This is a genomic window from Streptomyces acidicola (assembly GCF_009377235.1).
In the GTDB taxonomy this organism is placed as follows: domain Bacteria; phylum Actinomycetota; class Actinomycetes; order Streptomycetales; family Streptomycetaceae; genus Streptomyces; species Streptomyces acidicola.
Window position 1 is genome coordinate 1 of sequence record NZ_VMNX01000283.1, and the last position, 11,180, is coordinate 11,180.

The 11,180-nt window shown below is 69.1% G+C and carries 9 protein-coding genes and 1 pseudogene; 6 read left to right on the plus strand and 4 right to left on the minus strand.

Going from position 1 to position 11,180, the window contains the following annotated elements; genetic code table 11:
- Positions 1-16: 16 nt before the first annotated feature.
- The 3 genes from FPZ41_RS40515 to FPZ41_RS40525 all read right to left on the minus strand — a co-directional run bounded on the left by FPZ41_RS40515 (position 17) and on the right by FPZ41_RS40525 (position 3,630).
- Positions 17-568: a beta-class carbonic anhydrase gene (locus FPZ41_RS40515; RefSeq protein ID WP_322621349.1), complete on the minus strand. Its 552-nt coding sequence runs from the start codon at positions 566-568 to the stop codon at positions 17-19.
- 166 nt (positions 569-734) lie between these two features.
- Positions 735-1,964 carry a formyl-CoA transferase gene (frc, locus tag FPZ41_RS40520; protein WP_152869105.1) on the minus strand — a complete coding sequence of 410 codons (1,230 nt, stop codon included), beginning with the start codon at positions 1,962-1,964 and terminating at the stop codon, positions 735-737.
- Between the two features lie 109 nt (positions 1,965-2,073).
- Positions 2,074-3,630 (minus strand): aldehyde dehydrogenase family protein, encoded by a 1,557-nt coding sequence (locus FPZ41_RS40525; protein WP_152869107.1) that lies wholly within the window; start codon positions 3,628-3,630, stop codon positions 2,074-2,076.
- A gap of 634 nt (positions 3,631-4,264) precedes the next feature.
- Between FPZ41_RS40525 and FPZ41_RS50485 the strand changes: the two genes are divergently transcribed.
- The 3 genes and pseudogenes from FPZ41_RS50485 to FPZ41_RS40535 form a co-directional block, all read left to right on the plus strand.
- On the plus strand, positions 4,265-4,360 hold the full coding sequence (locus FPZ41_RS50485; protein ID WP_220140533.1) for a hypothetical protein: 96 nt from the start codon (positions 4,265-4,267) through the stop codon (positions 4,358-4,360).
- Positions 4,361-4,483: 123 nt separating this feature from the next.
- A complete protein-coding gene (locus FPZ41_RS40530) occupies positions 4,484-5,872 on the plus strand; it encodes an OFA family MFS transporter (protein ID WP_152869108.1) in 1,389 nt (462 codons plus the stop codon).
- 1 nt (position 5,873) lies between these two features.
- Positions 5,874-6,286 (plus strand): annotated as a pseudogene (locus FPZ41_RS40535) (MFS transporter); the annotation flags it as partial.
- Positions 6,287-6,546: 260 nt separating this feature from the next.
- Here FPZ41_RS40535 and FPZ41_RS40540 read toward each other — a convergent pair.
- Positions 6,547-7,221 (minus strand): GntR family transcriptional regulator, encoded by a 675-nt coding sequence (locus FPZ41_RS40540; RefSeq protein WP_152869112.1) that lies wholly within the window; start codon positions 7,219-7,221, stop codon positions 6,547-6,549.
- 309 nt (positions 7,222-7,530) lie between these two features.
- On the opposite strand from FPZ41_RS40540, the gene FPZ41_RS40545 reads away from it, so the two are divergent.
- Genes FPZ41_RS40545 through fdhD form a run of 3 tightly spaced genes read left to right on the plus strand, consistent with a single transcriptional unit; the run spans position 7,531 to position 10,966 of the window.
- On the plus strand, positions 7,531-8,502 hold the full coding sequence (locus FPZ41_RS40545) for a 2-dehydropantoate 2-reductase (protein WP_322621350.1): 972 nt from the start codon (positions 7,531-7,533) through the stop codon (positions 8,500-8,502).
- A 14-nt stretch (positions 8,503-8,516) separates the two neighbouring features.
- Positions 8,517-10,085 carry a molybdopterin oxidoreductase family protein gene (locus FPZ41_RS40550; protein ID WP_152869115.1) on the plus strand — a complete coding sequence of 523 codons (1,569 nt, stop codon included), beginning with the start codon at positions 8,517-8,519 and terminating at the stop codon, positions 10,083-10,085.
- Positions 10,086-10,102: 17 nt separating this feature from the next.
- Positions 10,103-10,966, plus strand: a complete 864-nt coding sequence (gene fdhD / locus FPZ41_RS40555) for a formate dehydrogenase accessory sulfurtransferase FdhD (RefSeq protein ID WP_152869110.1) — start codon at positions 10,103-10,105, stop codon at positions 10,964-10,966.
- Positions 10,967-11,180: the final 214 nt, after the last annotated feature.

The following is an 11,180-nucleotide window of genomic DNA, read 5'->3' on the forward strand; positions in this document are numbered from 1 at the left end:
GGGCGGGACAGGGCACTCAGGTCCGCGGGGCGATCTCCCGCAGCAGCCCCGTCGACACGTCGAAAACGAAGCCCCGGACGTCATCGGTGTGCGGCAGGAACGGCGAGGTGCGCACCCGTTGCATCGACTGCCGTACGTCCTGGTCGACGTCCCGGAATGCCTCCACCGCCCAGGCCGGCCGCTGTCCGACCTCCATCTCCAGCTCGTGCCGGAACTCCTCGGTCAGGCTCTGCAGACCGCAGCCGGTGTGGTGGATGAGTACGACGCTGCGGGTGCCGAGCGCACGCTGGCTGATCGTCAGGGAGCGGATCGTGTCGTCGGTGACCACACCGCCCGCGTTGCGGACGGTGTGACAGTCGCCGAGCTCCAGGCCGAGCGCGGCGTGCAGGTCGATGCGGGCATCCATGCAGGCCACGACGGCCACGCGCAGGACCGGCCGGGCATCCATACCCGGGTCGACGAATCCGGCGGCGTAGGCACGGTTGGACTCCACGAGCCGGTCGATGACCGTCTCGGTGCCGGATGCGCTGCGGGTGGGCCGGGCGAAACGGGGTGCTGATGTCGACACGCTGGGCTACCTCACTCAGGTCGGGTTCGAACGGGGCAGGGCGAGGGCCGTCCCGGGCGCGGCGGTGGACGCCCGGGGCCTGTCCCGCGGATCAGGTCGCGATCCGCCGGACAAGCCCTGGGCCGGGACGGAGTGGAAGTGCAGGCGCGGCATCAGCCGTCGTCGATCAGATCACTCCGTTCGCCTTGAGGAGCGGCAACTCCTCATGGTCGAGGCCGAGTTCGGCGATGTAGATCTCTTCGTTGTGCTCGCCGAGCAGCGGCGAACTGGTCACGTCCACGGGCGAATCGGACAGTTTCAGCGGGTTGCCCACAGTCAGGTACTCGCCTCGCTCGGGGTGCGGAACCTTGACGACCATCTCGTTGGCGGCCAGTGACGGGTCCTCGATGATCTCCTCGGTGGAGAGGATCGGCCCGCACGGGATGTTGTGGGCGTTGAGCTTCTCCAGCACCTCCCACTTGGGGAGGGTGCTGGTCCATTCCTCGATGAGCTGGAACATCTTGTTCAGCTTCGGCAGCCGGGTCTCGGGCGTCGACCACTCGGGGTCGTCGGCGAGCTCGGGCCGGCCGATGAGCTCGCTGAGCGGTTTCCAGCCGACGGGCTGCACGATGACGTAGACGTAGTCGTTCGGTCCGCCCGGCGCGCACTTGACCGCCCAGCCGGGCTGACCGCCGCCGGACGCGTTTCCCGAGCGGGGTACTTCCGTGCCGAAGTCCTCGTTGGGATATTCAGCGAGCGGGCCATGGGCCAGGCGCTGCTGATCGCGCAGCTTCACCCGGCAGAGGTTGAGCACGGCGTGCTGCATGGCCACGTTGACCCGCTGACCGCGCCCGGTGTTCTCCCGCTGGAACAGCGCCGCGAGAATCCCCGCCACGGCGTGGATGCCCGTGCCCGAGTCCCCGATCTGGGCCCCCGTCGCCAGCGGCGGCCCGTCCTCGAACCCGGTGGTCGACATCGACCCGCCCATGGCCTGCGCGACGACCTCGTACGCCTTGAAGTTGGTGTACGGGCCTTCGCCGAACCCCTTGATGGAGGCATAGACGATACGCGGATTGATCTCCTGGATGCGGTCCCAGGTGAACCCCATGCGGTCGACCGCGCCCGGTCCGAAGTTCTCGACCATGACGTCGGAACGCCGGATCAGCTCGGTGAGAAGTTCCTTGCCGCGCTCGGTCTTGGTGTTGAGGGTGATGCTCCGCTTGTTGGAGTTGAGCATCGTGAAGTAGAGGGAGTCGACGTCCGGGAGATCTCGCAACTGCTTGCGCGTGATGTCCCCGGTCGGCGCTTCCAGCTTCACGACGTCCGCGCCGAGCCACGCGAGCAACTGGGTCGCGGACGGCCCGGACTGGACATGGGTCATGTCCAGTACACGGATGCCCTCAAGAGCTTTCGTCATGATCGCCACCTCACTTGTACGTCGTCGTGTGTACGTCGTCGTGTGTACGTCGCCATCCATCGAGCCCCCGTCGGGCAGCGCCCCGATTCGGGCGCCGCCCGACCGCACCTCACGGCATGAGGTGGTAGTCCGGGAAGTTCCCGGGCAGCCGTTCCCCCGCCGGCCCCTGCGTCACCGCACGTATCAGCAGCTCCCCGCCCACGAACGCACCGCGCCAGGACGCGCCGAACCCGCCGAACAACTCGTCACGGTCGCCCCGGGAGCGGGGCTTGCCGTGGCCGACCTTGAACGCGCGGATCTGCGGGGCAAGGCGGTCGAACGTCGCCTGGTCGTCCGTGGACAGCGTGGCGACCAGGGCGCCGTTCGACGCGTTCATGGCGGCGAGCAACTCGGCCTCGGTGTCGACCAGGACGATGGTGTCGACCGGGCCGAACGGTTCGGCATGGTGCAGCGGCGAGGAGGGCGGCGGGTTGAGGAGCGTGACCGGCTGGACATACGCCGCCATGTCCTGGCCGGACAGGAAGCGGGCTTCGCTCAGCTCGCCGCGGTGCAGCGGGACGGCCCCTCGGTCGATGGCCTCGGCGACCTGGTCGCGCAGTTCCTTGGCCTTCGCCGCGTTGATCAGCGGCCCGAAGTCGAGTGCCGGGTACGGGTCGTCGGGGTGCTCGACCGCGAGCGGGTGACCGACCCGCAGGGAACGAACGGCCGGCAGGTACGCGGCCAGGAACTCGTCGAACAGCGCGCGCTGGACGACGAAGCGCGGGTAGGCCGTGCAGCGCTGCTTGCCGTAGTCGAAGAGCTTGGGGATGACGGTCGTCAGGGCGTCCCAGTCCGTGTAGTTCCAGATGCCCCAGGTGTTCAGGCCCTCCTGTTCGAGTACATGTCGCTTGCCGAGGTCGGCGACGGCCGTGGCCACCGCCGCGCCCGTGTCGCGGCCCCCGACGAAGGAGACGCAGCCGATCTCGGGAGCCCGCACCAGCGCCTCCGACAGCTCGCCTCCGCTGCCGCTGACGAGGGTGACGGGGACCCCCTCACGCGCGGCGAGCGCCGCGGCCAGGGTGAGGCAGGCGACACCGCCGTCGGTCGGGGTCTTGGCGATGACCGCGTTGCCGGCCAGTGCCTGTACCAGCATCGCGTGGACGAGCACGCTCATCGGGTAGTTCCAGCTCGCGATGTTGGACACGGGTCCGTCGAGCGAAGCCCTGCCCTCCACCATGGGCTCGACGCCGTCGACGTACCAGCGCACGCCGTCGATCGCCCGATCCACGTCGGCTTGCGCGAGCCGCCAGGGCTTGCCGATCTCCCAGACCAGAAGGAGTGCGAGCAGTTCACGGTGCTCGGTGAGCGCGTCGAGGGTCGCCGCCACACGCGCACGGCGTTCCTCCAGGGGCACATGGCGCCAGGCGCGGTGCTGATCGAGCGAAGCCCGCACCGCCTGCTGGGCGGTGACACCGTCCAGGCGGGGCGGGCCCGCGATCGGGCTGCCGTCGACCGGGCTGGTCGCGGGCAGAGCCCGGCCGTCCGCCTGCCAGGCAGCGCCCCAGAGGTTCAGGACACGGTCTTCGCGGAACGCCTCAGGAGCAGCGGTGAGGCATCGCTGCCATGCGTCGTTCCAGGATGTGCCGGACTTCAGCACAAGTGAGGTGGGGTTGAGGGTGGTTGCCATGCGATGTCTCCGCTCTCGGTGCACAGTCGGGGGCGGGGCCCGGCATCTGCTGATCTGATCCGCAGAATGCGTGCCGGCGCGACCAAGGGCCGCGTACACAGGGAGGAGCGAGGTGAGGCCGGACTGTTTGCAGCAGTCACGCCGCGTCAACCCTGCGACGTCACGTTCCGTTCCCGGCTGATGAGTTGGCAGGCGAGCGTGCCGGATGTGGAGACCTGTGCTCGCACAGGCCCAGGATTCGGCTCCCCGTCTTAAAAGTGCTGCACGCCCCCTGGACATCCACCCATCGGATGCGGGATAACCATCTTCATACAGTATTCGTCGACTGTATGCAATGTGTCAGGGCCCACACGCACAGCACCGCCAGAACGTTCAGAGCAACGGACAAGTGAGGTGAGCCCGGTGACATCCGAGTTCGTGGGCGACCCGCTGAAACTGTCCGAATCCCCTGCCGAGATCGAGCGGTCCCCGCTGCTCGGCGACCGGCGGGACTGCTACCGGCCGGCGAACTCGGCTTCTGCAGCAAGGAGTTGCCGCTCCTCAAAGCGCAGAGAGTGATCTGACTCAACGACAGAGGAGCGGGCGAGGAGCCGACGACCGGCGAGACCTGCCACTACCCGGCGAACGAGGGGTCGTGGCTTGCCCGTACAGGACCGAGAAGCCAGTGGCCGGGCTCGGCGCGCAGTACCGCCGGACCCGTGCCGCAGGGCTGTTGGGCGGTGCTTCATGAGATGAGTGGGTGAGGAGTCGGCCGACGGTGCGCGTCGGCCGGCCCCGGGACCCGCGTGCGCACGAAAGGCATGGGACAGGGGGCGCTGGCCAGATCTTTCGACGCAAGGAGTTGCAACACAACATGACAACGACCGACCTCCCCACATCAGTTCCCTACCGTGAGGTGACCGACGCGAACGGACGCGTCTTCCGCGTCGGTGAGACCGACATCGACATCATGGGGCGCAAACGCAAGTGGATGGTCATCCTGCCGTGGGTCGGCATGATGGGCATCAGCTCGGCCGAGTACGCGTTCGCGTCGGCCGAGGACACGCTGCACACGGCGCACAGCTGGAGCAGCGCGCACATCTTCTGGATGCTGGGCGTCTGGGTCTTCTTCCAGGCGGCGGTGGCCTTCCCCGCGGGCAAGCTGCGCGAGAGCGGCAAACTTCCGGCCCGCTGGGCGATGATGTTCGGCGCGCTCGGCACGCTACTGGGTTACCTCTCGCTGGCGTACGCGCCGCATGTGGTCGTCGCGTACATCGGCTTCGGCATGTTCAGCGGCATGGGCGCGGGCATGGTCTACGCGACCTGCGTGAACATGGTCGCCAAGTGGTATCCGGAGCGCAAGGGCGGCAAGACGGGCTTCGTGAACGGCGGTTTCGCCTACGGCTCCGTACCCTTCGTCTTCCTCTTCACCGGTTACATGGACCTCACCAACTTCCGCTGGGTGCTGGTCTCCGTGGGCCTCTTCCTGGCCGCGGTCGTCGCGGTGGCGGGCCACTTCTTCCAGGACCCGCCGAAGAACTGGTGGCCGGCCGACGTCGACCCGCTGAAGAAGCCCGACGACGCACGTGCCCGGCGCGCGCTGGAGAAGAACCCGCCGGCCGTGCACCAGTACACCCCCAAGGAGGCGTGGCAGACCGGCCGCGTGGCCCTCATGTGGTTCTGCCTGCTGTGTACCTCGGGTGTGAACATCTTCGGCATAGCCTTCCAGGTGCCCTTCGGGGACGAGGCGGGCTTCGCGGGCGGCATCGTGGCGACCGCGATGTCCCTGAAGGCGATCGTGAACGGCACGGGCCGCGGCGTGATCGGCTGGCTCTCCGACCGCTACGGCCGCAAACAGTGCCTGATCTTCGTCTGCATCGTCCTCGGACTGTCGCAGTACGGCATCCTGTTCTCCGGGAACATCGGCAACCTGCCTCTCTTCCTGCTCTTCTCGTCGATCTCCGGCTTCGGCGGCGGCGCCATCTTCCCCATGTTCGCCGCCATGACCGCCGACTACTTCGGTGAGAACAACAACGCCTCCAACTACGGCCTGGTGTACTCGTCGAAGCTGGTCTCCGGCCTGCTCGGCTCCGGCATGGGCGCCGTCGTGGTCGGTGCCTGGGACTACTCCGGCGCGTTCATCCTGGCCGGCTCGATCTCCCTCTTCGCGGGCTTCGTCGCCCTGTTCCTGCACCCGCCCGGACGTCCCAAGGCACAGCGCATCGCGACCGACCAGCACAAGCCGGGCAAGGAGACGGCGTGACATGACGGCCGACCCGTCGTGCAGAACAGCTCGACAGCACCCCGACGCCGCGAACCGTCCCTACCGTGAAGTGACCGACTCCTGCGGCCGCGTCCACCGCGTCGGCGAGACCGACCGGGACATCCTCGGTCACTCCCGCAAGCTCATGGTGTATCTGCCGTGGATCGCCATGATGGCCGTGTCCGGGTCTTCTTCCAGGCCGGCATCGCCTTCCCGGCGGGCCGGCCGTGCGAGAAGGGGATCCTGACCGTCCGCGCCGCGATGTACGTCGGCGGGGTCATGTGCATCGCCGGGTTCCTCGCCCTGTCGCATCTGAGCAACGTATGGCTCGCGATCCTCGGATTCGGCGTCGTCGGCGGCGTCGGGGCCGGCCTCGTCAACGGCGGGTTCGCCTACGGATCGCTGCCGTTCATCGCACGGCTGCCGCGGCAGCCGGGGCGGCCCCGAGGCGCCACGTCGGTACCGCAGCAGCAAGCGGCCTGGGCAAGGGAGCCCGGACATCGGGCGGCCCTTCCCCACGACGGGCGTCGTGGGGAAGGGCCGCCCGATCCGTGGCGCACGTGGTGAAGGCCAGGAGGACGGTACAACCTGTGGTTTCCCCCGCGCCCGCGGCGTTCTGGCGACCTGTCACCGAGTGCTGGAGCGTGTTCTCGTGAGCGAGCCCGGCCGCCCTCCTACTTCTCGCGCTCGTGGTACATCTTCCGCGTGTGTTCCGTGTGGGCACGCATGATCGCCGTGGCGCGCCGCTCGTCGCGGGCCGTGATCGCCGCGATCAGCTCACGGTGTTCGGTCCAGGACTGCTGTCCGCGCTGCCGGGCGACCGGCGTGTAGTACCAGCGGACACGCCGGTCGACCCGCGCGGCCAACTCGGCGAGAACCTCGTTGCCTGCGAGTTCCATGATCTTCGCGTGGAGCCGGGCATTCATCGCGACCGCGCCGTCCACGTCGTCGGCGGCGACCGCGCGCTCGCCCTCCGTGCACAACTCCTCCAGCGCGATGATGGCCTCGGCCCTCGCATGGGCGGCGGCGAGACGGGCGGCCTCGGCCTCCAGGAGGGTACGCACCGTGAGGAGCTGGTCCGCCTCCGCCTCGGTCGGTTCGTGCACGAACGCGCCCTGGGCGGGCCGCAGATCGACCCAGTTCTCGGTACTGAGGCGCTGCAGCGCCTCACGCACAGGCTGCCGGGACACCCCGAGATGCCCGGCGAGTTCGCTCTCGACGAGGTGCTGGCCCGGCTGGAGGGCGCGGGTGGTGATGAGTTCGAGCAGAGCCTCGTAGACACGGTCGCGCAGCGGACCGGGCCGCTCGAGCTTGGGCACGGCACCCTGCGGCAGTCCTGTCGTCGGCAACATCGCGGTCCCTCCTGGGCAGCGTCGCTGCAAGATGAAGGCCAATTATGATGTGTCTTTTGCCTACAGTCCACGGCGCACAAAACGCCAGGAGACGCAGGAGCCGGACTCGTCACGCCGGGGGTACGGGCAGCTCACGGACAGCGGAGGATCCGTCCCGCGCAGGCCCGCCCGCCCGCGTTTCTCTCACACAAGGCGTTCGAGTGCTGTCCTAACCCTTGCTGGCGACACCTCCATCCTGTAGACAATATTCCGTCGACAAGAGTTCGGCAGTTCCTCGGTACCCTCGACCGAACGGAGCGCCACACAGTGAAAGTTGCAGTTCTCGGCGCCGGTGCGATCGGCGCCTACGTCGGCGCCGCCCTCCACCGCGCAGGCGCGGATGTGCATCTCGTCGCCCGTGGACCGCATCTGGCGGCCATGAGGCAGCACGGCGTCAGAGTCCTCAGCCCGCGCGGCGACTTCACCGCGCGCGCCCATGCCACCGACGACCCGGCCGAGATCGGCCCGGTCGACTTCGTCTTCCTGGGCCTGAAGGCCAACTCGTACGCGGCGTGCGGGCCGCTGATCGAGCCCCTGCTCCATGAGACGACGGCGGTGGTGGCCGCCCAGAACGGCATTCCCTGGTGGTACTTCCACCGGCACGGCGGCCCCCACGACGGGCACCGTGTCGAGAGCGTGGACCCGGACGGCGCGGTCAGTGCGGTGCTCGCGCCCGAACGGGCCATCGGGTGTGTCGTCTACGCCGCAACCGAGCTGGAGGGCCCTGGAGTCGTACGACACCTCGAAGGCACCCGGTTCTCCATCGGCGAGCCCGACCGCAGTGTCTCGATCCGCTGTCTGGCACTCAGCGAGGCCATGCAGGCAGGCGGGCTCAAGTGTCCGGTCGAGCCCGACCTGCGCAACGACATCTGGCTCAAGCTGCTCGGCAACATCTCCTTCAACCCGATCAGCGCGCTGGCCCGCGCCACCATGCGGCAGATGTGCCTGCACGGCGGCACCCGCCAGGTCATCGAGATCATGATGAAAGAAACGCTCGCCGTCGCCGAGGCCCACGGCTGCGAGGTCGGCGTCTCCATCGAGCGCCGCCTGGCCGGGGCCGAGCGCGTCGGCGACCACCGCACCTCCACGCTCCAGGACCTGGAGCGCGGCAAACCGCTCGAACTCGACGTACTCCTCGCGGCCGTTGTCGAGCTGGCGGAGATCACCGAGGTTCCGGTGCCGACGCTCCGTACCGTCCACGCCATCTCGGATCTGCTCGCGCTGCGGACCGCGGCGTGAGCGGACACGGCCTGATGGCCCACGCCCGGCTCACCCGGCCGCTGGTCCGGGACTCGCGCGACGAGCCCTTTCGGCAGGTCGACTGGGACGACGCGCTGACCCGCGTCGCCCAGGGGCTGAGCCGGGCGTGCGGCGCCTCCGGAGTGCTCTCCTGCGCCCGCGCGCCCCATGGAATGAACCACGTGGCGCAGAAGTTCGCGCGAGTCGTCATGGGCACGGACAACGTGGGCTCCTGCAACCTCACCTGTCACACACCGACCGCCGAGCGGACGGAGGCCCGGCTGAGGCCGAACGCCGGCACCGACATCCCCATGGCTCACGCGATCGGCCGGGAGATCATCCGAGCGGGCCTCGCCGACCACACCTTCATCGAACGGGCGACGACCGGCTTCGAGGAGTACCGGCAGCTCGTCGAGGACTGGACGCTGTCGCTCGCGGAGAAAGTGACGGGCGTACCGGCCTCCGCCATAAGGGAGTTGGCACACGCGTACGCCCGCGGCGAGCGCGGCGGCCTGTGCCGGCCGCCGGGCATCACAGAGCACCACAACGCCTCGGACAGCGTAGGCGCACTGATCAGTCTGTCCCTGCTGGTCGGCCACGTGGGCCGCCACGGTTCCGGGCTCCAGACCTTGTGCGGGCAGGACGACGTGCACCACGGGCTGAAGCTGACGGAGATGTTCGAGGCCATGGAGGAGGGCACGCTCAAGGCCGTTTACTGCATCGGCGAGGACCTGGCGCAGTCAGCGGCCGACGGCGAGCAGGCGGTGCGGCGGCTGCGCGCCCTCGACTTCCTCGTCGTGCAGGACACCTTCCTGACGAAGACAGCGGAGCTGGCGGACGTCGTGCTGCCCTCGACCGCTGGGCCGGCGGAGGCGGATGGCACAACCACCAGCAACGAGCAGCGAGTTCCACCGGTCCACGGGGCGGTCACCGTGCCGGGCGAGGCCCGCGACGGCATCGACATCCTCTGCGACGTCGCCGCGCGCCTCGGTCACGACTGGGACCACGCGTATGCCGAGACCGTCCGGAACGAGGTGAGGTCGGTGTCGTCGGCCGAGCGGGATCTGCGCGTGCCCTTCGGACTCGTCCCGTACGACCCGCCCGTGGACCTGACGGACGAGCGGTACCCGATCCGGCTCACCACGGGACGCCGCCTCGACGAGTCGTACAACACCAGTGCGCAGGCCGGCAGTTTCGCTTCGCCGCTGCGGCGTGGTGAGTACGTCGAGCTGTGCCCGGAGGACGCCGAGCACTACGGCGTGGTGGTCGGTGAGGAGGTCCGGATCGCCACACGGCGCGGCTCGATGGTGGCACCGGTGTGGGTGGACACGGCATTACGGCCCGGGCTGGCGTTCATGACCATGCGCCTTCGGGACGAGGTGAACGCCGGCCGGCTGACGCAGAAGGCCAGTTGTCCGATCGCGGGGACCGCGGAGTTCAAGGCCTCGGCGATCCGGATCGAGAAGCTGCCGATCGCGGCGGTACTCGGTCCTCCGGCTTCGGAGTGGGAGGACCCGGTGGCCCATGGCAACCTCCGCGTCAAGGGCCGCTTCGGCCACCAGCACGTACCGAACCGGGACTGATCGGGGCTGATGGGGACATGGGACGAGTGACGGAACGACGCAAGGTGATCCGCATCCGGGACGGAGTGGTCTCCGCCCGCCCGGACACGCTCGTCGCCGAGGAACCCCTGGAGATCCGGCTCAACGGCAAGCCCCTCGCGATCACCATGCGCACCCCGGGCGACGACTTCGCGCTGGCGGCGGGCTTCCTGGTGAGCGAGGGGGTGCTGGGCGCGGCGGACGAACTGCAGAACATCGTGTACTGCGCGGGTGCCATGGTGGACGGTTCGAACACGTACAACATCGTGGACGTGAAGACGGCTCCCGGCGTCGTCATCCCGGACATCACGCTCGAACGGAACGTGTACACGACATCGTCCTGCGGGCTGTGCGGAAAGGCGAGCCTGGACGCGGTCCGTACGACGACCCGCTGGTCGATCGACGAAACGGAGGGCAACAGTACTCCCCCGGTGCGGTTGGAACCCGAGTTGCTCGCGAGCCTCCCCGACCGGCTGCGCGCGGCCCAGCGGATTTTCGACCGGACCGGGGGCCTGCACGCGGCGGCCCTGTTCCGTGAGGACGGCGAGCTCCTCGACATACGGGAGGACGTGGGCCGCCACAACGCGGTGGACAAGCTGGTGGGGCGCGCGCTGCAAAGCGGCGCGCTCCCGCTGTCCCGGACGATCCTGTTGGTCTCGGGACGGGCGTCCTTCGAGCTCGCGCAGAAGGCGGTGATGGCCGGCCTCCCGGTGCTCGCGGCGGTCTCGGCCCCGTCGTCCCTGGCGGTCGACCTGGCCGCGGAGACGGGCCTGACCCTGGTCGGCTTCCTTCGGGGCGCCTCCATGAACGTGTACGCGGGTGAGCACCGCATCGCCCTGCGGGCCGCGGCCCCCCAGGGCTGACCGGCTCCCCGCGACACGGCGGCGGGGCCCGACCGGCGGGGAGCGCCCCCTGCGCCGGAGGGGCCCCGCCTCAGCCCGGCCGCGCACTAGGGCCTGTACGGAGTCGTGATCAGCGACTTGGCTGAAGGCTGCGGATCCAGATGACGGCGCCTCGTAGGTGGAGTCCGGCAAGGTAGCTCTCGGGGGTCTTGTCATAGCGGGTGGCAATGCCGCG

Excerpts from the sequence above, each read along its gene's own strand:
- frc (WP_152869105.1), bottom strand. The coding sequence starts at position 1,964 with ATGACGAAAGCTCTTGAGGGCATCCGTGTACTGGACATGACCCATGTC.
- FPZ41_RS40530 (WP_152869108.1), top strand. The coding sequence starts at position 4,484 with ATGACAACGACCGACCTCCCCACATCAGTTCCCTACCGTGAGGTGACC.
- FPZ41_RS40525 (WP_152869107.1), bottom strand. The coding sequence starts at position 3,630 with ATGGCAACCACCCTCAACCCCACCTCACTTGTGCTGAAGTCCGGCACA.
- FPZ41_RS40550 (WP_152869115.1), top strand. The coding sequence starts at position 8,517 with ATGGCCCACGCCCGGCTCACCCGGCCGCTGGTCCGGGACTCGCGCGAC.
- fdhD (WP_152869110.1), top strand. The coding sequence starts at position 10,103 with ATGGGACGAGTGACGGAACGACGCAAGGTGATCCGCATCCGGGACGGA.